Genomic DNA, 22,478 nt, shown 5'->3' on the forward strand with positions numbered 1-22,478 from the left:
ATGCTGATAATCGATTCACGATCCGTTGTCCCGTTCAGGGCATGTCTTGCGCACCACTGTTGCTGGCGCGCCACCGAGAGGAGCCAAACTCGATGAATACCTTAGTGCAGCAGTGGAGCGGCCCATGGCTCGACATGCGACTGCAAATGCCCCAAGCCGACGCCAAGTCTGACGCGCAGAGTGATCAACTCCCGCCCCACTTGAGCTTGTTGGGGCTGTTCTACCTAGATTCAGAGTCGAAAAACTCCAATGTCGGCGACAGCGATGCGCAGGCCAATACATGGGCTCCCCCGACGCAGACAGCGCACGATGGCACCCAAGCGAACCGGTCTAGTACCGCATCGAATACGCCATCGAGCAGCGAGAAATCGGATGCATCAGCCTTCGGCAACCGCGCCTTTGTGATCCATGCGCCGTTCGTTACCGTCAATGACGAGCAGGATGGGTCAGACGACGATGCGACCATTGTGGACGGGGCCGACACGGATACCGACACGACAGAATGCTGTGGTGACGACGAGTTTGTTCAAGTCGATCCGAAGTATGCCACCCTCGATAATTTTATTGACCAGTACGAAGGCGACGACTTATCGAAGTGGAACGACATGGCATCGGCCGGTCAGTGTATCGCGCTGGAGCGTCCGATTGCCGCGGTGCAGATCCTGAGCGGCAAAGTTGACGGGGCCACCGATGAGATGAAGCAAGCCGCGCTGCAGTATGTCAACGACAATCCGTCGCTCCAGAGTGCACTGCAGCGAACCGGTGCATTGAAGAGTGATGGAACGGTTGACCAGGGAAAAATGGGCGACTTTCTAAACTCGGTTCATAAAAATCTGGAACAGGCCGATAACAATATCCAGGAGTATATGAAGAAGCACCCAGACGCCGATCCCGATTCGTTGGCAACGGCGCGCTCGGCTGCGTTGCTGCAAGCCTACATCGCAATCACCGGCGAGTCCACAGGTCATCAAGACGCCGGTGGCAAGAACCATAGCTACAACGGCGGAAAGGGCGGAGGCATGGTGGCGACAAAAGAGCAAGTCTTCAACCTAACGAAAAACGATGGTTTCGCCGATGCGGTGAAAAATTCCGCTAAGGCATTGTCGACCAACGGCGGGTTCGATGCGCTCGATCGTGCGGGTGTCGACAAGGCCACGAACAAGGCCGACAACCTGATCAACGATGACAATCTGACAAGCTTCATCAAGGACGAGGCGCCGACGGACGAACAATCCGACTTAAGCTTCTTGAAAGATGCAGGCCTGAAAAACATCACGGCCAATACCGATATCAGTACACTGAATCAGGACATCTTCGCTCACCCCGGCAATTACACGGCGGAGCAGAAGGCCGCGGTCATGTGCAAGCTGATGCAGACGCTCATTAACGTGCAGGCCGGCGGCAGCGATCATTTACGCAACGTCGATGAGACGGTCAAAGTGCTCTCGCAGGATATCCAGACACTGGCCAAGGATCCGGCCGTGGGCGAGTACCTAAAGAAGAACTTGCCGCCGGAAATGGAAAGCCTTGCGCAGCTGTTCGAGAAGGCGGGCGGTGGTGCGGCGTCGAGCGGCGGCGCCGAAGGGACCGATTCCAGCGGCAACGGATCATCCAGCGCGAACCCGACCGACATCATCGACACGATCAAGGATGCGGTCAAGGGCACCAAGGACGTCGGCTCATGGGTTGCTCGTGGCGCCGGTGCGGCGGGTGAGGCCGCGGCGGAAACGGGAGAGGTGGCCACCAAGATTGCGACGACCGCTGCCCGCGTCGCGGGCAACGTGGCGGGCGAAGCCGTCGCGGGGATTGTCGGCGCGGTATCGACGGTGCTCGATGCACTCGGGCCGATAGGCGAAATCGCCGGTGTGATCGCGACGATTGTGTCGGCGATCGTCGAAGCGGTGCACAAGAAGCAGAATCAGGAGAAGTTTGCCGATAACGTGAATCCGACGCTGCAGCAATTCGGCATTCCATTGCCAACCTGATCCGCTGTTGGAACCCGATTATGCGACGAATCGTGTATCACCGTGGCGATGAGGTCATGCGCTTTGTCGCTGCGGCAACGGGCGAGGCGAGCTATAACGACTGCACGACGATTGGGCTCGAAAAAGACGGCCATATCGTGGCCGGCGTGGTGTACCAGGGGTACAACGGCCCGAATGTGCTGATGCACTGCGCGATGCTGGAGTCGCGTCATCTGCTGACGCCGGCATTTCTGTCGGCGGTTTTTCTGTATCCGTTCGTGGTGCTCAACTGCCGGCGGGTGACGGGGCTGGTGCGCACGGATAACCTGCGTGCGCAGCGGCTCGACGAGCACCTGGGTTTTCGGCGTGAAGGCATCATGCGCGAGGGCGCCGGAGACGGCACGGATTTCATCCTCTATGGCATGCTCAAGCAGGAATGCCGCTTCCTGCGCGGACGATATTTGCAGGCACTGCAGCAGGAGCTGGGGCTGATTATGCCGGGGCCGATGCGGGCCCGGCGCGCCGAGTCGTCTAAGTGATGCCCACAGAGCGGTATCCTTCATCGGCCATCGGCCAGGTATCGCTGCCCACGCGCGGTTGTTAAAATGTACGGGTCTGAACGCGCACGCTGCGTGCCGTTCCTATCCGTGGAGTTGCATGTCCCGCTGTCTTGCGTTGCTTAAAGAGGTCTTCGGCTATCCGGCGTTTCGCGGACCGCAGGCCGATATCGTCGAACATGTCGCGGCGGGGCACGACAGCCTCGTGCTGATGCCCACCGGGGGCGGCAAGTCGTTGTGCTATCAGATTCCCGCGCTGGTGCGCCACGAAGCTGGCCTGGGCGCCGGCATCGTGGTGTCGCCGCTGATCGCGTTGATGCAGGACCAGGTCGCAGCGTTGACCGAGGCGGGGGTGCGGGCGGCCTACGTGAACTCGGCGCTCACCGCGGCCGAGGCGGCGGCGACCGAGCGCGCGTTCGCACGTGGTGAGTTGCAATTGTTGTACGTGGCACCGGAGCGACTGCTGACGGCGCGGTTCCTGGAGTTGCTCGCGCGCAGCCGGATAGGGTTGTTCGCGATCGACGAAGCCCACTGCGTGTCGCAGTGGGGCCATGATTTCCGGCCCGAATACATGCAGCTATCCGCGCTGCACGAGCGTTTCCCGCAGGTGCCCCGCATTGCGTTGACCGCGACGGCGGACGCGCTCACGCGCGAGGAAATCATCGAGCGGCTCGCGTTGAACAACGCTCGGGTGTTCATTTCGAGCTTCGATCGGCCAAACATTCGTTACCGGATCGTCGAGAAGGATAACGCGCGTACGCAATTACTCGACTTTATCCGGGCCGAACACACCAACGTGGACGGTACCACCGATTCGGGCATCGTCTATTGCCTATCGCGGCGCAAGGTCGAGGAGACCGCCGACTGGCTGGTGCAGCAGGGGCTGCGCGCGTTACCGTATCACGCCGGCATGGACGCGCAGCTTCGCCAGCGGCACCAGCAGGTCTTCCAGCACGAGGAGGGTGTGGTGATGTGCGCGACGATCGCGTTCGGAATGGGGATTGACAAGCCGGACGTGCGCTTCGTCGCGCATCTGGACCTGCCCAAGAGCATCGAAGGCTACTATCAGGAAACCGGCCGGGCCGGCCGCGATGGCCTTGCGTCCAACGCGTGGATGGCCTATGGGCTGGGCGACGTCGTGCAACAGCGCAAGATGATCGACGAGTCCGAGGCTGACGAACTGCACAAGCGAGTGCAAACGGCGAAGCTCGATGCGTTGCTTGGATTGTGCGAGACGGCTGGATGCCGGCGCGTGCATCTGCTCGGCTATTTTGGTGAAACGGGCCAGCCATGTGGCAACTGTGATACGTGCCTGGAGCCGCCAGCAACCTGGGATGGCACTCGCGAGGCACAGATGGCGCTCTCGTGCGTATACCGCGTGCAGCGGGCCAGCGGCTTTGGATTTGGCGCGGGCCACCTGATCGACATATTGCGCGGCAATGCAACCGAGCGCGTCAAGCAACGGAAGCACGACGCGTTAAGCACCTTTGGTATCGGCGCGGCATTGTCAGAGGCGCAATGGCGGGCGATTTTCCGTCAGTTGATTGCGCTGGGCCTGCTTGCAGTCGATCATGGAGGCCACGGCGTACTGGTGCTCACGCAGGCGAGCAAGCCGGTGTTGAAGGGGGAGCGCAACATCACGCTGCGCCGGTATGCCAAACCCAAACGGGTGCGCGAGGCGGATGGTGCACGCCGTGGCGAGCGCACCGATCCGACCGCCGGCATGTCGCCGCGCCAGCGCGCGCGCTGGGACCGGTTGCGCGCCTGGCGCAGCGAGACAGCTAAGGCCGACGGCGTGCCGGCCTACGTGATTTTTCACGATGCGACGTTGGCCGAACTGGCCCGTAGCGCGCCGGTTTCGCTCGATGAGCTGCGCGGCGTACCGGGCCTGGGCGCGCGCAAATTCGAGCGTTTCGGGGATGAACTGCTCGACGTCATCAGCGACGACTGACGGCGGTAGTCGCTCCGCCGACGTGATCCAATGCGCGCAACCTGTTGACGTACTTGCAAATTTTGGATTACTATGCCAGGTTCCGGTATTCGGCGCAATTGCGCTCGCATCGCTGGTCGCCCTTTTTGTCATTTGTGGGCGGGCCGGCTGTCAGCATGGCGGGCGTGGCACTATCGCCGCCGATATGCCGGTGTCGGTTCATCGGGTGGCGTGTGTGCAACCATTCAGGTCCGCTTGCCCGGGCCTGCGCCGTCCGATTTTGTCTATTTCCAGGAATCAACAATGCCAACCATCAATCAATTGGTTCGCAAAGGCCGCACTTCGGAGCATGTGAAGAGCAAGAGTCCGGCCTTGCAGGACTGTCCGCAGCGTCGCGGCGTGTGCACCCGTGTGTACACGACGACGCCAAAAAAGCCGAACTCGGCGCTTCGTAAGGTCGCGAAGGTTCGTTTGACGAATGGCTTCGAGGTCATCTCGTACATCGGTGGTGAAGGCCACAACCTGCAAGAGCACTCGGTCGTGCTGATTCGCGGCGGCCGGGTTAAGGACTTGCCGGGTGTGCGTTACCACATGGTGCGCGGCTCGCTCGACACGCAAGGCGTTAAGGACCGTAAGCAGGCCCGCTCGAAGTACGGTGCGAAGCGCGCCAAGGCGGGTAAGTAAGCTGTATCGCCCGTCGATGCAAAGGCGGTGGTGCCGGATCGGTCGGTGCTATCGAGTAAGTGGTCACCCGGCCAAGCTGGTTAGTCGTGAGATGGATCGGGTTAGTTGGTGGCCGCGGGGTGGGGAAAGCAACCGCTCCAACTGAACAGTCAAAGGAACAGAAATGCCGCGTCGTCGCGAAGTCCCCAAGCGGGAAATATTGCCGGACCCGAAGTTCGGTAATGTTGATGTTGCAAAATTCATGAACGTACTGATGTTGTCGGGCAAGAAGTCAGTGGCCGAACGCATCGTGTACGGGGCTTTCGAGCAAATTCAGGGCAAGGCCGGCAAGGACCCCCTGGAAGTGTTCACTGTCGCGCTGAGCAACGTGAAGCCGGTGGTTGAAGTGAAGAGCCGCCGCGTTGGAGGTGCGAACTACCAGGTTCCGGTCGAAGTGCGCCCGTCGCGCCGTATGGCATTGGCGATGCGCTGGTTGCGCGAGGCCGCGAAGAAGCGTAGCGAGAAGTCGATGGCGCTGCGCCTGGCCGGTGAACTGCTCGAGGCCGCGGAAGGTCGGGGTGGCGCGATGAAGAAGCGCGACGAAGTGCACCGGATGGCGGAAGCGAACAGGGCTTTCTCGCATTTCCGTTTCTAAAGCCCGTTTAGGCTGGAAAGCCTGGCAAACGGAGAAGGAAATTCCGGGCGGGTGCGCTTCCGAAGCGCCTCGCCCGTTTGTGTTAAGGCGCACCGGGGTTCTCCCGCTGCGCAATCCTCTTGAGAGATTAAAGTGGCTCGTAAGACTCCTATCGAGCGTTACCGTAATATCGGTATCAGCGCTCACATCGACGCCGGCAAAACGACGACGACCGAGCGCATCCTGTTTTACACCGGTGTGAATCACAAAATCGGCGAAGTGCACGATGGTGCCGCGACGATGGACTGGATGGAGCAGGAGCAGGAACGTGGTATCACGATCACGTCCGCTGCGACGACGGCGTTCTGGAAAGGGATGGGCAACAACTACCCAGAACACCGCATCAACATCATCGACACGCCGGGGCACGTGGACTTCACGATTGAGGTCGAGCGCTCGATGCGCGTGCTCGACGGCGCGTGCATGGTGTACTGCGCGGTCGGTGGCGTGCAGCCGCAGTCGGAAACCGTGTGGCGTCAGGCCAATAAGTACAAGGTGCCGCGGCTCGCGTTCGTCAATAAGATGGACCGTACCGGCGCGAACTTCTTCAAGGTGTATGACCAGTTGAAGACGCGCCTGAAAGCCAATCCGGTGCCGGTCGTCGTGCCGATCGGCGCGGAGGAGTCGTTCAGGGGGGTCGTCGACCTGTTGAAGATGAAGGCGATCATTTGGGACGACGCGTCGCAAGGAACGAAGTTCGAATATGCTGACATCCCGGCTGAACTCGTGGACACGTGTAACGAGTGGCGCGAAAAGATGATCGAGTCGGCGGCCGAGGCGAGCGAGGCGCTGATGGAAAAGTATCTCGGTGGCGAAGCGCTGACCGAGGCCGAGATCATCAAGGCGCTGCGCGATCGCACGATCGCCTGTGAAATCCAGCCGATGCTGTGCGGGACCGCGTTTAAGAACAAGGGCGTGCAACGCATGCTGGACGCGGTGATCGACTTCCTGCCGTCGCCGGTCGACATTCCGCCGGTTAAGGGCGAGACCGAGAGCGGCGAGGGTGCCGAGCGCAACGCATCCGATGACGAGAAATTCTCGGCGCTCGCGTTCAAGATCATGACGGACCCGTTCGTCGGTCAGTTGATCTTCTTCCGCGTGTACTCGGGCGTTGTGAACTCCGGCGACACGGTGTTGAACTCGACGAAGGGCAAGAAGGAGCGCGTCGGTCGTATTCTGCAGATGCATGCGAACCAGCGCGAGGAAATCAAGGAAGTGCGCGCTGGTGACATCGCCGCGGCGGTCGGCCTGAAGGAAGCGACCACCGGCGATACGCTGTGTGATCCGGCCAATCCGATCGTGCTTGAGCGCATGGTGTTCCCGGAGCCGGTAATCTCGCAGGCCGTCGAGCCGAAGACGAAGGCCGACCAGGAGAAGATGGGGATTGCGCTGAACCGCCTTGCGCAGGAAGACCCGTCTTTCCGCGTGCAGACCAACGAGGAATCCGGTCAGACGATCATCTCCGGCATGGGCGAGCTGCATCTGGAGATTCTCGTCGATCGGATGAGGCGTGAATTTAATGTCGAGGCGACGGTGGGTAAGCCGCAGGTTGCGTATCGTGAAACGATTCGTAGCACGGCGGCGGACGTCGAGGGCAAGTTTGTCAAGCAGTCCGGTGGTCGCGGCCAGTACGGTCACGCGGTCATCACGCTGGAGCCGAACGAGCAGGGCAAGGGCTATGAGTTCCTCGACGAGATCAAGGGCGGCGTGATTCCTCGCGAGTACATTCCGGCCGTCGATAAGGGTATTCAAGAAACACTGAAGAGCGGCGTGCTGGCTGGCTTCCCGGTCGTTGACGTGAAGGTGCATCTGACGTTCGGCTCGTACCACGACGTGGACTCGAACGAAAACGCGTTCCGGATGGCCGGCTCGATGGCGTTTAAGGAAGCGATGCGCCGTGCCAATCCGGTGATTCTCGAGCCGATGATGGCCGTCGAAGTCGAAACGCCGGAAGAGTACATGGGCAACGTGATGGGCGATCTGTCGGGTCGTCGTGGCATCGTGCAAGGCATGGATGACATGGTGGGTGGCGGCAAGATCGTTCGTGCCGAGGTGCCGCTGTCGGAAATGTTCGGTTATTCGACGTCGCTGCGCTCGCTGACGCAGGGCCGTGCGACGTACACGATGGAGTTCAAGCACTACGCCGAGGCTCCGCGCAACGTGGCTGATGCGATCATCAACGCGAAAGCGAAGTGATCGGTTGGCAACGCATTCACGAAACACTTTTGAAAGAAGAGAAACATGGCTAAAGGTAAATTTGAACGGACCAAGCCGCACGTGAACGTGGGCACGATCGGTCACGTTGACCATGGCAAGACCACGCTGACGGCGGCGATCGCGACGGTGCTGTCGTCGAAGTTTGGCGGCGAAGCGAAGAAGTACGACGAGATCGATGCGGCGCCGGAAGAGAAGGCGCGTGGCATCACGATCAACACGGCGCACATCGAGTACGAGACAGAGCAGCGTCACTATGCGCACGTGGACTGCCCGGGTCACGCGGACTACGTGAAGAACATGATCACGGGCGCGGCGCAGATGGACGGCGCGATCCTGGTGGTGTCGGCCGCAGACGGCCCGATGCCGCAAACGCGTGAGCATATTTTGCTGGCGCGTCAAGTGGGCGTGCCGTACATCATCGTGTTCCTGAACAAGTGCGACATGGTGGACGACGCGGAGCTGCTCGAGCTGGTGGAAATGGAAGTGCGCGAGCTGCTGTCCAAGTACGAGTTCCCGGGCGACGATACGCCGATCATCAAGGGCTCGGCGAAGCTGGCGCTGGAAGGGGACAAGGGCGAGTTGGGCGAGGCAGCGATCATGAGCCTGGCCGATGCGCTGGACACGTACATCCCGACGCCGGAGCGTGCGGTGGATGGCACGTTCCTGATGCCGGTGGAAGACGTGTTCTCGATCTCGGGTCGTGGCACGGTGGTCACGGGCCGCGTGGAGCGCGGTGTGATCAAGGTTGGCGAGGAAATCGAGATCGTCGGTATCCGTGACACGACGAAGACGACGTGCACGGGCGTGGAGATGTTCCGCAAGCTGCTGGACCAGGGCCAGGCCGGGGACAACGTGGGTATCCTGCTGCGTGGTACCAAGCGCGAGGATGTGGAGCGTGGCCAAGTGCTGGCCAAACCGGGCACGATCACGCCGCACACGCACTTCACGGCGGAAGTGTACGTGCTGAGCAAGGATGAGGGCGGGCGCCACACGCCGTTTTTCAACAACTACCGGCCGCAGTTCTACTTCCGCACGACGGACGTGACCGGCTCGATCGAGTTGCCCAAGGACAAGGAAATGGTGATGCCGGGTGACAACGTGTCGATCACGGTCAAGTTGATCGCGCCGATCGCGATGGAAGAAGGGCTGCGCTTTGCGATCCGCGAAGGCGGCCGTACCGTCGGCGCCGGCGTCGTCGCCAAGATCATCGAGTAAAATCGCTGGTTTGCTGTAGCGGTACATCGTAGTGTCCGGAGCGGGCCGCCCGTTTCCCGATCGGGGGCCTGCTCCACGTTCTTTGGTTATGGCGATGTCATGTCGCCTCGCTCTTTACAGGAAATGTCATGCAGAAGCAGAAAATCCGTATCCGCCTGAAAGCTTTCGACTACAAGCTGGTCGATCAATCAGCGCGGCAGATTTTCGAGACGGTACAGCGCACCGGCGCGATCCTCGTCGGCCCGATCCCGCTGCCGCGGCGCATCCAGCGCTTTGACATCCTGCGTTCGCCGCACGTGAATAAGACGTCGCGCGATCAGCTGGAAATCCGCACGCACCTGCGTCTGCTGGATATCGTCGACCCGACTGATAAGACCGTGGATGCGCTCATGAAGCTCGACTTGCCGGCGGGCGTCGATGTCGAAATCAAGCTACAGTAACGCGGCTTTGCGGCGCCCCATGCATGGCGATGGCGTGGCGTGCCTAAGTCATTGATTGCTTGCGAAAAACGAAAAGCCTTGCTACAATGCTAGGCTTTTCGCGTATTTGCGTTAAAAAGCCGTGTGGCAGGCGGGCGTCAGCCTCTTGCCTGTTCGCCGGTGTTTCGTAATCAGCCCCGACCAATCGCAGTCGGGAATGGAGAAAACGATGAGCCTTGGACTCGTAGGTCGCAAGGTTGGGATGACCCGTATTTTCACGGCTGACGGTGATTCAATTCCCGTGACCGTGCTGGACGTGTCGGACAACCGCGTGACGCAGATCAAGACCGTTGAAACGGACGGTTATACGGCCGTGCAAGTTGCTTTCGGCGAGCGTCGCGCGTCGCGTGTGACCAAGCCGTTGGCCGGTCATCTCGCCAAAGCCGGTGTTCAAGCCGGTGAAATCCTAAAGGAATTTCGCATCGAAGCCGACAAGGCGGCCGAGCTGTCGCCAGGCTCGGTGGTCGGTGTCGATTTATTCGAAGTGGGTCAGAAGGTCGACGTGCAGGGCGTGTCCATCGGTAAGGGCTATGCCGGTACGATCAAGCGCTACAACTTCGGTTCGGGCCGCGCGTCGCACGGTAACTCGCGTTCGCACAATGTGCCGGGCTCGATCGGCATGGCGCAGGATCCGGGCCGTGTGTTCCCGGGCAAGCGCATGACCGGCCACCTCGGTGATGTGACGGCCACCACGCAGAATCTCGAGATCGCACGTATCGACGCGCAGCGCAAGCTTATCCTCGTTAAAGGTGCGGTGCCGGGCGCAAAGGGCGGCAAAGTTTTTGTGACGCCGGCCGTCAAGGCTCGTGCGAAGAAGGGGGCGTGACAATGGAATTGAAGCTCCTGAACGACCAAGGTCAGGAAAGCGCGGGTGTGAACGCATCGGACATCGTGTTCGGTCGTGATTACAATGAAGCGCTGATCCACCAGATCGTCGTCGCGTACCAGGCGAACGCGCGCAGCGGTAATCGCGCGCAGAAGGATCGCGAGCAAGTCAAGCACACGACTAAGAAGCCGTGGCGCCAGAAGGGCACGGGCCGCGCCCGTGCTGGTATGTCGTCAAGCCCGTTGTGGCGCGGCGGTGGCCGTATCTTCCCGAACTCGCCGGAAGAAAACTTCGGCCAGAAGGTCAACAAGAAGATGTTCCGCGCCGGCGTCTGCTCGATCCTGTCGCAGCTTGCCCGCGAAGGCCGTCTGTCGGTGGTCGAGGACATCAAGCTCGACGCGCCGAAGACCAAGCTGCTGGCGGCCAAGTTCAAGGCCATGGGGCTCGAGTCGGTGCTCGTGATTACCGATACCGTCGACGAGAACCTGTACCTTGCGTCGCGCAACCTGCCGCATGTGGCGGTTGTCGAGCCGCGTTATGCCGACCCACTGTCGCTGATCTACTTCAAAAAAGTGCTGGTCACGAAGGCTGCGGTCGCCCAGATCGAGGAGTTGCTGTCATGAGCGAAATTCGCAAGAACGATCATCGTTTGATGCAGGTTCTGCTCGCGCCGGTGATCTCCGAGAAGGCGACGCTGGTGGCCGACAAGAACGAGCAAGTCGTATTCGACATCGCGCCCGACGCCACGAAGCAGGAAGTCAAGGCGGCAGTCGAATTGCTGTTCAAGGTCGAAGTGGACTCGGTCAACGTGCTGAATGTGAAGGGCAAAGCCAAGCGCTTTGGCCGTTTCATGGGCCGCCGCAAGGACGTGCGCAAGGCGTACGTGAACCTGAAGCCGGGCCAGGAAATCAATTTTGAAGCGGAGGCCAAGTAATCATGGCACTCGTTAAGCTCAAACCGACTTCGCCTGGCCGTCGTGCGATGGTGAAGGTGGTCAACAAGGACCTGCATAAGGGCAAGCCGTACGCGGCGCTGCTCGATAAGCAAAGTTCCACGGCTGGCCGCAACAATAATGGTCATATCACGACGCGCCACAAGGGCGGTGGTCACAAGCATCACTATCGCGTGGTCGATTTCCGTCGCAACAAGGACGGTATCCCGGCGAAGGTCGAGCGTCTCGAGTACGACCCGAACCGTAGCGCGAACATTGCCCTGCTGTGCTATGCCGATGGCGAGCGCCGCTACATTATCGCGCCGAAGGGCGTGATGGTTGGCACTCAACTGTTGTCGGGCTCGGAAGCGCCGATTCGTGCAGGCAATACGCTGCCAATCCGCAATATTCCGGTGGGTACGACTATTCACTGTGTCGAAATGCTGCCGGGCAAGGGGGCGCAAATCGCGCGCTCGGCCGGCGCGTCGGCGATGCTGCTGGCTCGCGAAGGCACGTATGCGCAGGTTCGTCTGCGCTCGGGTGAAATCCGGCGCGTGCATATCGAATGCCGTGCAACGATCGGTGAAGTCGGCAACGAGGAGCACAGCCTGCGCCAGATCGGCAAGGCTGGTGCGAATCGCTGGCGCGGTATCCGTCCGACGGTCCGCGGTGTGGCCATGAACCCGATCGACCACCCGCACGGTGGCGGCGAGGGTCGTACGGCGGCGGGTCGCGATCCGGTCAGCCCGTGGGGTACGCCGGCGAAGGGCTTCCGCACGCGTCGCAACAAGCGCACGACGACGATGATCGTCCAGCGCCGTCACAAGCGTTAAGGAGTAGGCAATGGCACGTTCTGTTAAAAAAGGTCCGTTCTGCGACGCCCATTTGCTGAAGAAGGTTGAGGCGGCTGCAGCTTCGCGTGATAAGAAACCGATCAAGACCTGGTCGCGTCGTTCGACGATCCTGCCGGATTTCATCGGCTTGACGATCGCCGTGCACAACGGCCGCCAGCATGTTCCGGTGTATGTGTCGGAAAACATGGTCGGCCACAAGCTCGGCGAATTCGCGTTGACCCGTACCTTTAAGGGGCACGCGGCCGACAAGAAGGCCAAGAGATAAGGGGCAATCAAGATGGAAGTGAAGGCAATTCATCGCGGTGCCCGCATTTCGGCGCAGAAGACGCGCCTTGTGGCCGACCAGATTCGCGGTTTGCCGGTTGACAAGGCCCTAAATATTCTGACGTTTTCGCCGAAGAAAGCGGCGGGTATCGTCAAGAAGGTGGTGCTGTCGGCGATCGCCAATGCGGAACACAACGAGGGTGCAGACATCGACGAGTTGAAGATCAAGACGATCTACGTCGACAAGGCAGCTTCGCTGAAGCGTTTCACCGCGCGCGCGAAGGGTCGTGGCAACCGTATCGAGAAGCAATCCTGTCACATCACTGTGACGGTCGGGAATTAAGGGGTCACACGATGGGACAGAAAATTCATCCGACTGGCTTCCGCCTGGCTGTCAGCCGTAACTGGGCATCGCGTTGGTACGCGAACAATACCCAGTTCGCGGGGATGCTGAAGGAAGACATCGGTGTTCGCGAATACCTGAAGAAAAAGCTGAAGAACGCGTCGGTGAGCCGCGTCGTGATCGAGCGTCCTGCAAAGAACGCACGGCTCACGATTTTCAGCTCGCGTCCGGGCGTTGTGATCGGCAAGAAGGGCGAGGATATCGAGTTGTTGAAGACCGAACTGCAGCGCCGCATGGGCGTGCCGGTTCACGTCAACATCGAGGAAGTCCGGAAGCCGGAAACCGATGCGCAACTGATCGCCGATTCGATTACACAGCAGCTCGAGCGCCGGATCATGTTCCGTCGCGCGATGAAGCGCGCAATGCAAAATGCGATGCGTTTGGGTGCGCAGGGCATCAAGATCATGAGCGCGGGTCGTCTGAACGGCATCGAAATCGCACGGACTGAATGGTACCGTGAAGGCCGTGTGCCACTGCACACGCTGCGCGCCGACATCGATTATGCGACGTCGGAAGCGAAGACGACGTACGGCATTATCGGCGTCAAAGTGTGGGTCTACAAAGGCGATACACTTGGCCGCAACGATATGCCGGTCGCCGAAGAGCCGGTGGAAGACAAGCGCGCACGCCGCAATGCCCGTCCGGGCGATCGTCGCCCGCGCCGTGATGGCGAAGGCGGTGCACCGGGCGCACGTCGGGGCGGTCCGCGCCGTAGTGGTGCCGGCGCTGGCGGCGACGCGAAGAGTGGAGAATAACCATGCTGCAACCGAAACGCAGAAAGTACCGCAAAGAGCAAAAAGGTCGTAACACTGGCGTCGCAACGCGTGGTAACGCGGTGTCGTTCGGTGAATTCGGCTTGAAAGCGGTCGGGCGCGGCCGTTTAACCGCGCGTCAGATCGAATCCGCGCGGCGAGCGATGACCCGTCACATCAAGCGTGGCGGCCGCATCTGGATTCGCATCTTCCCGGACAAGCCGATTTCGCAAAAGCCGGCTGAAGTACGGATGGGTAACGGTAAAGGTAACCCTGAGTACTACGTCGCTGAGATCCAGCCCGGCAAGATGCTGTATGAAATGGATGGCGTTAACGAAGAGCTGGCGCGTGAGGCGTTCCGTCTGGCAGCGGCGAAGTTGCCGCTGAAGACGATGTTCGTCGCCCGCCAGATCGGCGCCTAAGGAGTCAAGCGATGAAAGCTTCCGAACTTCGCGACAAGGATCAGGCCGCGCTCAACAAGGAGCTGTCGGACCTGCTGAAAGCCCAATTCGGTCTGCGCATGCAGCTCGCGACCCAACAGCTGCAGAACACCAGCCAGCTGAAGAAGGTCCGCCGCGACATCGCGCGTGTGCGTACCGTGTTGACTGAAAAGGCGAACCAGAAATGAACGATAGCGTTAAAACCTCGCTTAAGCGGACGCTGGTCGGCAAGGTCGTCAGCAATAAGATGGACAAGACCGTGACCGTGCTCGTCGAGCATCGCGTCAAGCACCCGATCTACGGCAAGTACGTTGTGCGCTCGAAGAAGTATCACGCGCACGACGAGGCGAACACATACAACGAGGGTGACCTCGTGGAGATCCAGGAAAATCGTCCGATTTCGAAGACGAAGGCCTGGACCGTGTCTCGCCTGGTTGAAGCGGCACGCATCATCTGAGCGAAGGTGGCGTGAGCCACCGCAGTATCGCAATAAGTCGTTGCAAGTCCGGGATTATTTGTTATAATCTCGGACTTCCCTCATATAAGGGGTGCCCCGTCGCGGGTAAGTGGTGGGGCTGAGCTGGCCAGTGCGCGTGTGGGTGGCTGTCATCCGCGCCGCAGGATTCACCGATTGCGATGGCGGGTTTCGTCTGCCGTCGCTGCTGTTCTAACCCAAGCAGCCGAGCGGCTGACGGGACCAAGACTGACCGGCCGCGCCATGGTGGCGTGCCGGATTAAGTTGGGAAAGATAAACCATGATCCAGACCGAAACTCGGCTTGAAGTAGCCGACAACACGGGTGCACGCGAAGTGTTGTGCATCAAGGTGCTCGGCGGCTCGAAGCGTCGTTACGCGAGCATTGGCGACATCATCAAGGTGAGCGTCAAGGAAGCCACGCCGCGTGGGCGCGTCAAGAAGGGCGAAATCTACAACGCCGTGGTGGTCCGTACCGCCAAAGGCGTGCGTCGCCAGGACGGCTCGCTGATCAAGTTCGACGGCAATGCCGCCGTGCTTCTGAACAACAAGCTTGAGCCGATCGGTACGCGCATTTTCGGGCCGGTCACGCGTGAATTGCGTAGCGAACGTTTCATGAAGATCGTTTCGCTCGCGCCGGAAGTGCTGTAAGGAGTCGCGATGAACAAGATTCGCAAGGGTGACGAAATCATCGTCATCGCAGGCAAGGACAAGGGCAAGCGCGGTACCGTGCTGGCGGTTGCGGGCGATCGTGTGACGGTTGAAGGTATCAATCTCGTGAAGAAGCACGTGAAGCCGAACCCGATGAAGGGCACGACCGGCGGTGTGGAAAGCAAGTCGATGCCGTTGCACATCTCCAACGTCGCGTTGGTCGATGCGAACGGCCGTGCATCGCGAGTGGGCATCAAGGTCGAGGAGGGCAAGAAGGTGCGCTTCCTGAAGACCACCGGTGCTGTGCTGAGCGCCTGAGTCGGGAGTCGAAAATGGCACGTTTGCAGCAGGTTTACAAAGAGAAGATTGTTCCCGAACTGACGCAAAAGTTCGGCTACAAGTCCGTGATGGAAGTGCCGCGCATCACCAAGATCACGTTGAATATGGGTCTTGGCGAGGCGGTCGCTGACAAGAAGATCATCGACAATGCGGTGGGTGATCTAACGAAGATCGCCGGTCAAAAGCCGGTCGTGACGAAGGCGCGTAAGGCGATCGCGGGCTTCAAGATCCGCCAAGGCTATCCGATTGGCGCGATGGTCACGCTGCGTGGTCGCGCGATGTATGAGTTCCTGGATCGCTTCGTGACGATCGCGCTGCCTCGGGTGCGCGATTTCCGCGGCATCTCGGGCCGGGCATTCGATGGCCGCGGCAACTACAACATCGGGGTGAAGGAGCAGATCATTTTCCCCGAAATCGATTACGACAAGATCGACGCGCTGCGTGGGCTGAATATCAGCATCACGACGACTGCGAAGACCGACGAAGAAGCGAAGGCACTGCTCGCCAGCTTCAAGTTCCCGTTCAGAAACTGAGGTTACCGTGGCTAAACTGGCACTGATCGAACGTGAAAAGAAGCGTGCTCGTCTCGCAGCGAAGTATGCGCCAAAGCGCGCGGCGCTGAAGGCGATCATTGACGATACGAGCAAGTCCGACGAAGAGCGCTACGAAGCGCGCCTGAAGCTGCAGCAACTGCCGCGCAACGCGAACCCGACCCGCAAGCGCAATCGCTGCGCGATCACCGGGCGTCCGCGTGGCACGTTCCGCAAATTTGGCTTGGCGCGCGGCAAGATTCGCGAAATCGCATTCCGCGGCGAGATTCCCGGCCTGACGAAGGCGAGCTGGTAAGGAGCAACATAAATGAGCATGAGTGATCCTATCGCCGATATGCTGACTCGCATCCGCAACGCGCAGATGGTCGAGAAGGCTGCGGTGACGATGCCCTCGTCGAAAGTGAAGGTCGCAATCGCGCAGGTCCTGAAGGACGAAGGCTATATTGACGACTTCGCCGTGAAGGCCCACGGCCCGAAGGCGGAACTGAACATTGCGCTGAAGTACCACGCCGGCCGGCCGGTCATCGAGCGTCTGGAGCGTGTGTCCAAGCCCGGGTTGCGTGTGTATCGCGGTCGCAACGACATCCCGCAGGTCATGAATGGCCTTGGCGTCGCCATCGTGTCCACGCCCAAGGGTGTCATGACCGATCGCAAAGCGCGCGCCACGGGTGTGGGCGGCGAAGTCATTTGCTACGTCGCGTAAAGCCCGACAGGAGAGTGAAACATGTCTCGAGTAGGTAAGAGCCCGATTCCTCTGCCCAACGGTGCTGAGGTGACGCTGGGCGATACGCAGATTACGCTGAAGGGGCCGTTGGGCACGATTTCTCAGGCGCTGAACCCGCTTGTGAAGGTGATCAACGACAACGGCGAACTGAAGTTCCAACCCGGCCGATGAATCGCGCGAGGCGACTGCGCTGTCTGGCACGATGCGCGCGCTCGTTGCGAACATGGTGAACGGCGTGACGAAAGGGCTTCGAGCGCAAGCTCACGCTGGTCGGCGTTGGTTACCGTGCGCAGGCGCAAGGCGACAAACTGAATCTGTCGCTGGGCTTCTCGCATCCGGTCGGTGCATCAGATGCCGGAAGGTGTGAAGGGCGGAAACGCCGTCGCAAACGGAAATCGTCATCAAGGGGATCGACAAGCAGAAGGTCGGCCAGGTTGCCGCCGAAGTGCGCGGTTACCGTCCGCCTGAGCCCTACAAGGGCAAAGGTGTGCGCTACGCCGACGAAGTCGTGATCCTCAAGGAAACGAAGAAGAAGTAAAGGTGCGCAATCATGGATAAGACTCAATCTCGCCTGCGCCGTGCTCGTCAAACGCGTATCAAGATCGCTGAGCTGCAGGTTGCGCGTCTGGCCGTGCACCGCACCAACCAGCATATCTACGCGCAGGTGTTCTCGCCGTGTGGTACGAAGGTGGTGGCGAGCGCATCGACCGTTGAGGTCGAGGTGCGCCAGCAACTGGCCGACAAGTCGGGCAAGGGCGGTAATGTCGCCGCGGCTCAGCTGATCGGCAAGCGTATCGCCGAGAAGGCCAAGGCTGCCGGTATCGAATCCGTCGCCTTCGACCGCTCGGGCTTCCGCTATCATGGCCGCGTCAAGGCGCTTGCCGATGCCGCGCGTGAAGCCGGGCTCAAGTTCTAAGGATAGGGATTCGTCATGGCAAAGATGCAAGCGAAGGTTCAGGCCGACGAACGCGACGATGGCCTGCGCGAAAAGATGATCTCGGTCAATCGTGTGACCAAGGTCGTGAAGGGTGGCCGGATTCTCGGTTTCGCCGCGCTGACGGTGGTTGGCGACGGGGATGGCCGGGTTGGTATGGGCAAGGGCAAGGCCAAGGAAGTACCGGTCGCCGTCCAAAAGGCGATGGAGCAGGCTCGCCGCAACATGTTCAAGGTGCCGCTGAAGAACGGCACGCTGCAGCATGAGGCGCACGGCAAGCACGGTGCGTCGCAGGTGTTGCTCGCACCGGCCAAGCAAGGTACCGGCGTGATTGCCGGCGGCCCGATGCGTGCGGTGTTCGAGGTGATGGGCGTGACGAACGTTGTGGCGAAAAGCCACGGTTCGACGAACCCATACAACCTCGTTCGCGCCACGCTCAACGGTCTGCGTCGCCAGTCCACGCCAGCCGATATTGCGGCTAAGCGCGGCAAGAGCGTCGAAGAAATTTTGGGTTAAGGCGGGGTGGTCACCATGTCTGGAAAAACTGTCAAGGTCCAGCTCGTCAAGAGCCTGATCGGTACCCGCGACACACATCGCGCGACGGTGCGCGGCCTCGGCCTGCGTCGCCTAAACTCGGTGAGCGAATTGCAGGACACGCCGGCGGTGCGCGGCATGATCAACAAGGTTTCGTACCTCGTCAAGGTCATCGGCTAAGCGCGACACGAGCTTAAGGAGTGAAGATGGAACTGAACAACCTGAAGCCGGCTGCAGGCTCGAAGCACGCAAAGCGTCGCGTCGGTCGTGGCATCGGCTCCGGCCTGGGCAAGACGGCGGGCCGTGGTCACAAGGGTCAGAAGTCGCGTTCGGGCGGCTTCCATAAGGTGGGCTTCGAAGGCGGTCAAATGCCGTTGCAGCGCCGCTTGCCCAAGCGCGGATTCACGTCGCTGACGAAGGAGTTCGTTGGTGAAGTGCGTCTGGGCGACCTGGAGAAGCTGCCGGTCGACGAAATCGATCTGCTGGCGCTGAAGCAAGCGGGCCTCGTGGGTGAGCTGATCAAGAGCGCGAAGATCATTGCGACCGGCGAGATCAAGCGCAAGGTCACGATCAAGGGGTTGGGTGCCACGAAGGGCGCGCGCACTGCGATCGAAGCTGCGGGCGGTTCGTTTGCTGAGTAAGTCGTTGCAGACGCAGTCACTCGGATTTGCTACGGAGAAGGTTCTTGGCTAACAGCCCGACTTTCGCAAAGACTGGACGCAGTGGGCCGAAGTACGGCGATCTGCGCCGGCGGCTGGTCTTCCTGCTGCTGGCGTTGATCGTCTACCGGATCGGCGCGCATATCCCGGTGCCGGGAATCGATCCTGACCAACTGGCCAAGCTGTTCCAAAGCCAGTCCGGCGGCATCCTGGCCATGTTCAACATGTTCTCGGGTGGCGCGCTGTCGCGGTTTACGGTGTTTGCGCTGGGGATCATGCCGTACATCTCGGCATCGATCATCATGCAGCTGCTCGCGATCGTGTCCCCGCAGTTGGAAGCGCTGAAGAAGGAAGGGCAGGCGGGTCAGCGCAGGATCACCCAGTACACGCGCTACTTCACGGTGGCGCTGGCGACGTTCCAGGCGTTCAGTATCGCGGTTGCGCTTGAGAATCAGCCCAACCTGGTGATCGATCCGGGCATGATGTTCCGGCTCACGACGGTAGTGACGCTGGTGACCGGCACGATGTTCCTGATGTGGCTCGGCGAGCAGATCACCGAGCGCGGCTTGGGCAACGGGATTTCGATCATTATCTTCGGTGGTATCGCGGCGGGTTTCCCGAACGCGATCGGCGGGTTGTTCGAGCTGGTGCGCACGGGCTCGATGAGCATCATCTCGGCGATTATCATCGTCGTGCTGATTGCCGCGGTCACGTATTTGGTCGTGTTTATCGAACGGGGGCAACGCAAGATCCTTGTGAACTATGCGAAGCGCCAAGTCGGTAACAAGATCTATGGTGGTCAGTCGTCGCACCTGCCACTGAAGCTGAACATGTCGGGTGTGATTCCGCCGATTTTCGCGTCGTCGATCATTCTGCTGCCGGCGACGATCGCGAACTGGGTCAGCTCCGGTGCAAATATGCGTTGGCTGCATGACCTAGCGTCGACGTTGGCGCCGGGGCAACCGGTGTACGTGATGTTGTACGCGTTGGCGATTGTTTTCTTCTGCTTCTTCTACACTGCGTTAGTGTTCAATAGCAAGGAAACGGCCGACAACCTGAAGAAAAGCGGTGCCTTTGTTCCGGGGATTCGCCCGGGTGAGCAGACTGCGCGTTACATCGACAAGATTCTCACGCGTCTGACGCTAGCCGGTGCGGTCTATATCGTATTCGTGTGCCTCTTGCCCGAATTCCTGGTACTGCGCTGGAACGTGCCGTTCTACTTCGGCGGCACTTCGCTGCTGATCATTGTCGTCGTGACGATGGACTTCATGGCGCAGGTCCAGTCGTACGTTATGTCGCAACAGTATGAATCGCTGCTCAAGAAAGCCAATTTCAAGGGCGGCAACCTCCCGATGCGTTGAGCACAAGGAATATGGCCAAAGACGATGTCATTCAGATGCAAGGTGAGGTCATTGAGAACCTTCCTAATGCAACATTCCGGGTCAAACTGGAAAACGGCCATGTCGTGTTGGGACATATCTCCGGAAAGATGCGGATGCACTATATCCGGATCCTCCCGGGCGACAGGGTAACGGTGGAATTGACGCCTTACGATCTGTCTCGTGCGCGGATCGTGTTCCGGGCGAAGTGATTGAGAAAAAGGGTAATATCATGAAAGTGATGGCATCGGTTAAGTGCATTTGCCGCAATTGCAAAATCATCAAGCGCAAGGGCGTCGTGCGCGTCATTTGCAGCTCGGATCCGCGTCACAAGCAGCGCCAGGGCTAAGGCCACGCTTGCGCTTTTTGTTTGAGGAAAAACAATGGCTCGTATCGCAGGGGTTAACATCCCCGTTCACAAGCACACCGTGATCGGCCTGCAGGCGATTCTCGGTATTGGTGCCTCGCGCGCACGGTTGATCTGTGTGGCCGCTGGCGTGGACACTTCGAAGAAGGTCAAAGAACTGACCGACGCGGATCTCGAAAAGCTGCGCGATGAAGTCGCGAAGTTCGTCGTCGAGGGCGATTTGCGCCGCGAAGTGACGATGAACATCAAGCGCAAGATGGACATCGGTTGCTACGAAGGCGTCCGCCATCGTAAGGGTCTGCCCATGCGCGGTCAGCGCACGCGCACGAACGCCCGTACCCGTAAGGGTCCGCGTCGTGCAGCCCAAGCGCTGAAGAAGTAAGCGGAACTGACAGTTACAGGAAAACGTAATGGCTAAGGCTTCGAACAGCAGCGCGGCGCAACGCGTTCGCAAGAAGGTCAAAAAGAACGTCGCTGAGGGCGTGGTGCACGTCCATGCGTCGTTCAATAACACGATCATCACGATCACGGATCGTCAGGGCAACGCACTGGCGTGGGCGACATCGGGTGGTCAAGGGTTCAAGGGGTCGCGCAAGTCAACCCCGTTCGCTGCGCAGGTTGCCGCCGAGTCGGCCGGCCGCGTCGCGGTCGAGTATGGCGTGAAGAACCTCGAGGTCCGGATCAAGGGTCCGGGTCCGGGTCGCGAATCGGCGGTTCGCGCGCTGCACGGCCTTGGCATTAAAATCACCTCGATTTCTGATGTGACACCGGTGCCGCACAACGGATGTCGTCCGCCGAAGCGCCGCCGCATCTGATGCTGGCAAGTGTATTGGAGCCTGTTGCCGCGCACGGCAACAGGCTCGCTGCATTGAGTTTATCGACTAAGTCCACCGTTCGGCCCAAAGGGCGCGAACTAGCGCGGATCGGCCAGACCCGCGTGAATCAACGTTAAGGAATTGCAAAGTGGCACGCTATACCGGTCCAAAAGCAAAACTGTCCCGCCGCGAAGGCACCGATCTGTTCCTGAAGAGCGCGCGTCGCTCGCTCGCCGATAAGTGCAAGCTCGACAGCAAGCCGGGTCAGCATGGTCGTACGTCGGGCGCCCGCACGTCCGACTACGGTCTGCAACTGCGCGAAAAGCAAAAGGTGAAGCGGATCTACGGCGTGCTCGAGCGTCAGTTCCGTCGTTACTTCGCCGAAGCCGATCGCCGCAAGGGCAACACCGGCGAAACGCTGCTGCAACTGCTCGAGTCGCGTCTGGACACGGTCGTGTATCGCATGGGCTTTGGCTCGACGCGCGCTGAAGCGCGTCAGCTGGTCAGCCACAAGGCGATCACCGTGAACGGCCAAGTGGCGAACATCCCGTCATTGCAGGTGAAAGCCGGCGACGTGGTTGCTGTGCGCGAGCAAGCGAAGAAGCAGACACGGATTCAAGAGGCGTTGTCGCTGGCCGAGCAGAACAACTTCCCGGGCTGGGTGTCGGTCGATGCGAAGAAGTTTGAAGGCACCTTCAAGCACGTGCCGGAGCGTAGCGACATTGCCGGCGACATTAACGAAAGCCTGATTGTTGAATTGTACTCGCGCTAATCGTATCGACGGCCGAGCTGCTTGTCCGCGCGGGTGCGCCCGTGTGCGCCGGTGGCTCGGCTGTTCGTTTTTCAGGTTGTCACCGGTCAGC

33 protein-coding genes and 1 pseudogene are annotated in these 22,478 nt (G+C 60.1%); all 34 read left to right on the forward strand.

The genetic code is table 11. From position 1 onward, the window contains the following. The first annotated feature begins 92 nt into the window (after positions 1 to 92). Positions 93 to 1,985, forward strand: a complete 1,893-nt coding sequence (locus RBRH_RS04355) for a type III effector HrpK domain-containing protein (RefSeq protein WP_232509334.1) — start codon at positions 93 to 95, stop codon at positions 1,983 to 1,985. A 20-nt stretch (positions 1,986 to 2,005) separates the two neighbouring features. Next, positions 2,006 to 2,503, forward strand: coding sequence for a GNAT family N-acetyltransferase (locus tag RBRH_RS04360; RefSeq protein ID WP_013434775.1), 498 nt, complete (start codon positions 2,006 to 2,008; stop codon positions 2,501 to 2,503). A gap of 118 nt (positions 2,504 to 2,621) precedes the next feature. Further along, positions 2,622 to 4,472, forward strand: a complete 1,851-nt coding sequence (recQ, locus tag RBRH_RS04365; RefSeq protein ID WP_041753255.1) for a DNA helicase RecQ — start codon at positions 2,622 to 2,624, stop codon at positions 4,470 to 4,472. Between the two features lie 282 nt (positions 4,473 to 4,754). After that, positions 4,755 to 5,135: a 30S ribosomal protein S12 gene (gene rpsL / locus RBRH_RS04370; RefSeq protein WP_041754145.1), complete on the forward strand. Its 381-nt coding sequence runs from the start codon at positions 4,755 to 4,757 to the stop codon at positions 5,133 to 5,135. A gap of 163 nt (positions 5,136 to 5,298) precedes the next feature. Beyond that, positions 5,299 to 5,769 (forward strand): 30S ribosomal protein S7, encoded by a 471-nt coding sequence (gene rpsG / locus RBRH_RS04375; protein WP_013434778.1) that lies wholly within the window; start codon positions 5,299 to 5,301, stop codon positions 5,767 to 5,769. A gap of 132 nt (positions 5,770 to 5,901) precedes the next feature. Next, positions 5,902 to 8,004 (forward strand): elongation factor G, encoded by a 2,103-nt coding sequence (fusA, locus tag RBRH_RS04380; protein ID WP_013434779.1) that lies wholly within the window; start codon positions 5,902 to 5,904, stop codon positions 8,002 to 8,004. Between the two features lie 45 nt (positions 8,005 to 8,049). Beyond that, positions 8,050 to 9,240 (forward strand): elongation factor Tu, encoded by a 1,191-nt coding sequence (tuf, locus tag RBRH_RS04385; protein ID WP_013434762.1) that lies wholly within the window; start codon positions 8,050 to 8,052, stop codon positions 9,238 to 9,240. 128 nt (positions 9,241 to 9,368) lie between these two features. Then, a complete protein-coding gene (rpsJ, locus tag RBRH_RS04390; RefSeq protein WP_013434780.1) occupies positions 9,369 to 9,680 on the forward strand; it encodes a 30S ribosomal protein S10 in 312 nt (103 codons plus the stop codon). Positions 9,681 to 9,888: 208 nt separating this feature from the next. Next, positions 9,889 to 10,545, forward strand: a complete 657-nt coding sequence (rplC, locus tag RBRH_RS04395; protein ID WP_041754147.1) for a 50S ribosomal protein L3 — start codon at positions 9,889 to 9,891, stop codon at positions 10,543 to 10,545. A 2-nt stretch (positions 10,546 to 10,547) separates the two neighbouring features. Further along, the gene (gene rplD / locus RBRH_RS04400) at positions 10,548 to 11,168 is read left to right on the forward strand and encodes a 50S ribosomal protein L4 (protein ID WP_041753257.1); all 621 of its coding nucleotides are present in this window, start codon (positions 10,548 to 10,550) and stop codon (positions 11,166 to 11,168) included. After that, complete coding sequence (rplW, locus tag RBRH_RS04405) at positions 11,165 to 11,479, forward strand: 50S ribosomal protein L23 (protein ID WP_013434783.1); 315 nt, start codon at positions 11,165 to 11,167, stop codon at positions 11,477 to 11,479. Before rplD ends, rplW begins: the two co-directional genes overlap by 4 nt. 2 nt (positions 11,480 to 11,481) lie before the next feature. Then, the gene (gene rplB / locus RBRH_RS04410) at positions 11,482 to 12,309 is read left to right on the forward strand and encodes a 50S ribosomal protein L2 (RefSeq protein ID WP_013434784.1); all 828 of its coding nucleotides are present in this window, start codon (positions 11,482 to 11,484) and stop codon (positions 12,307 to 12,309) included. A 10-nt stretch (positions 12,310 to 12,319) separates the two neighbouring features. Then, the gene (gene rpsS / locus RBRH_RS04415) at positions 12,320 to 12,595 is read left to right on the forward strand and encodes a 30S ribosomal protein S19 (protein WP_013434785.1); all 276 of its coding nucleotides are present in this window, start codon (positions 12,320 to 12,322) and stop codon (positions 12,593 to 12,595) included. A gap of 12 nt (positions 12,596 to 12,607) precedes the next feature. After that, entirely contained in the window at positions 12,608 to 12,937 is a 330-nt protein-coding gene (rplV, locus tag RBRH_RS04420) for a 50S ribosomal protein L22 (RefSeq protein ID WP_013434786.1), read from the forward strand. A gap of 11 nt (positions 12,938 to 12,948) precedes the next feature. Further along, entirely contained in the window at positions 12,949 to 13,752 is an 804-nt protein-coding gene (gene rpsC / locus RBRH_RS04425; RefSeq protein ID WP_013434787.1) for a 30S ribosomal protein S3, read from the forward strand. A gap of 2 nt (positions 13,753 to 13,754) precedes the next feature. Next, the gene (gene rplP, locus RBRH_RS04430) at positions 13,755 to 14,171 is read left to right on the forward strand and encodes a 50S ribosomal protein L16 (RefSeq protein ID WP_013434788.1); all 417 of its coding nucleotides are present in this window, start codon (positions 13,755 to 13,757) and stop codon (positions 14,169 to 14,171) included. A gap of 11 nt (positions 14,172 to 14,182) precedes the next feature. After that, positions 14,183 to 14,377 (forward strand): 50S ribosomal protein L29, encoded by a 195-nt coding sequence (gene rpmC / locus RBRH_RS04435; RefSeq protein WP_013434789.1) that lies wholly within the window; start codon positions 14,183 to 14,185, stop codon positions 14,375 to 14,377. Then, positions 14,374 to 14,646 (forward strand): 30S ribosomal protein S17, encoded by a 273-nt coding sequence (rpsQ, locus tag RBRH_RS04440; RefSeq protein ID WP_013434790.1) that lies wholly within the window; start codon positions 14,374 to 14,376, stop codon positions 14,644 to 14,646. The genes rpmC and rpsQ overlap by 4 nt, the downstream gene beginning before the upstream one ends. Before the next feature lie 298 nt (positions 14,647 to 14,944). Continuing rightward, positions 14,945 to 15,313, forward strand: a complete 369-nt coding sequence (gene rplN / locus RBRH_RS04445; RefSeq protein ID WP_013434792.1) for a 50S ribosomal protein L14 — start codon at positions 14,945 to 14,947, stop codon at positions 15,311 to 15,313. Positions 15,314 to 15,322: 9 nt separating this feature from the next. Beyond that, positions 15,323 to 15,631 (forward strand): 50S ribosomal protein L24, encoded by a 309-nt coding sequence (gene rplX, locus RBRH_RS04450; RefSeq protein ID WP_013434793.1) that lies wholly within the window; start codon positions 15,323 to 15,325, stop codon positions 15,629 to 15,631. Positions 15,632 to 15,645: 14 nt separating this feature from the next. Next, entirely contained in the window at positions 15,646 to 16,185 is a 540-nt protein-coding gene (rplE, locus tag RBRH_RS04455) for a 50S ribosomal protein L5 (protein ID WP_013434794.1), read from the forward strand. Between the two features lie 7 nt (positions 16,186 to 16,192). After that, positions 16,193 to 16,498: a 30S ribosomal protein S14 gene (gene rpsN, locus RBRH_RS04460; RefSeq protein WP_013434795.1), complete on the forward strand. Its 306-nt coding sequence runs from the start codon at positions 16,193 to 16,195 to the stop codon at positions 16,496 to 16,498. A 12-nt stretch (positions 16,499 to 16,510) separates the two neighbouring features. Continuing rightward, a complete protein-coding gene (gene rpsH, locus RBRH_RS04465) occupies positions 16,511 to 16,906 on the forward strand; it encodes a 30S ribosomal protein S8 (RefSeq protein WP_013434796.1) in 396 nt (131 codons plus the stop codon). 21 nt (positions 16,907 to 16,927) lie between these two features. Continuing rightward, positions 16,928 to 17,465: pseudogene (gene rplF / locus RBRH_RS19905) on the forward strand (50S ribosomal protein L6). 12 nt (positions 17,466 to 17,477) lie between these two features. Further along, positions 17,478 to 17,843 (forward strand): 50S ribosomal protein L18, encoded by a 366-nt coding sequence (gene rplR, locus RBRH_RS04475; protein ID WP_013434799.1) that lies wholly within the window; start codon positions 17,478 to 17,480, stop codon positions 17,841 to 17,843. Between the two features lie 15 nt (positions 17,844 to 17,858). Continuing rightward, entirely contained in the window at positions 17,859 to 18,377 is a 519-nt protein-coding gene (gene rpsE / locus RBRH_RS04480) for a 30S ribosomal protein S5 (RefSeq protein WP_013434800.1), read from the forward strand. 15 nt (positions 18,378 to 18,392) lie between these two features. Then, on the forward strand, positions 18,393 to 18,575 hold the full coding sequence (gene rpmD / locus RBRH_RS04485) for a 50S ribosomal protein L30 (protein ID WP_041753260.1): 183 nt from the start codon (positions 18,393 to 18,395) through the stop codon (positions 18,573 to 18,575). A 26-nt stretch (positions 18,576 to 18,601) separates the two neighbouring features. Further along, positions 18,602 to 19,036 carry a 50S ribosomal protein L15 gene (gene rplO / locus RBRH_RS04490; protein ID WP_041753262.1) on the forward strand — a complete coding sequence of 145 codons (435 nt, stop codon included), beginning with the start codon at positions 18,602 to 18,604 and terminating at the stop codon, positions 19,034 to 19,036. A gap of 44 nt (positions 19,037 to 19,080) precedes the next feature. Beyond that, positions 19,081 to 20,415 carry a preprotein translocase subunit SecY gene (gene secY / locus RBRH_RS04495; RefSeq protein WP_041753264.1) on the forward strand — a complete coding sequence of 445 codons (1,335 nt, stop codon included), beginning with the start codon at positions 19,081 to 19,083 and terminating at the stop codon, positions 20,413 to 20,415. Between the two features lie 11 nt (positions 20,416 to 20,426). Further along, the gene (gene infA / locus RBRH_RS04500; RefSeq protein ID WP_041753265.1) at positions 20,427 to 20,645 is read left to right on the forward strand and encodes a translation initiation factor IF-1; all 219 of its coding nucleotides are present in this window, start codon (positions 20,427 to 20,429) and stop codon (positions 20,643 to 20,645) included. Between the two features lie 20 nt (positions 20,646 to 20,665). After that, entirely contained in the window at positions 20,666 to 20,782 is a 117-nt protein-coding gene (rpmJ, locus tag RBRH_RS04505; protein WP_041754149.1) for a 50S ribosomal protein L36, read from the forward strand. Between the two features lie 34 nt (positions 20,783 to 20,816). Next, on the forward strand, positions 20,817 to 21,182 hold the full coding sequence (gene rpsM / locus RBRH_RS04510) for a 30S ribosomal protein S13 (protein ID WP_013434807.1): 366 nt from the start codon (positions 20,817 to 20,819) through the stop codon (positions 21,180 to 21,182). Between the two features lie 28 nt (positions 21,183 to 21,210). After that, entirely contained in the window at positions 21,211 to 21,615 is a 405-nt protein-coding gene (gene rpsK, locus RBRH_RS04515) for a 30S ribosomal protein S11 (RefSeq protein ID WP_013434808.1), read from the forward strand. Between the two features lie 148 nt (positions 21,616 to 21,763). Then, complete coding sequence (rpsD, locus tag RBRH_RS04520) at positions 21,764 to 22,387, forward strand: 30S ribosomal protein S4 (RefSeq protein ID WP_013434810.1); 624 nt, start codon at positions 21,764 to 21,766, stop codon at positions 22,385 to 22,387. Positions 22,388 to 22,478 lie beyond the last annotated feature (91 nt).

This window comes from Mycetohabitans rhizoxinica HKI 454 (assembly GCF_000198775.1).
GTDB lineage: Bacteria > Pseudomonadota > Gammaproteobacteria > Burkholderiales > Burkholderiaceae > Mycetohabitans > Mycetohabitans rhizoxinica.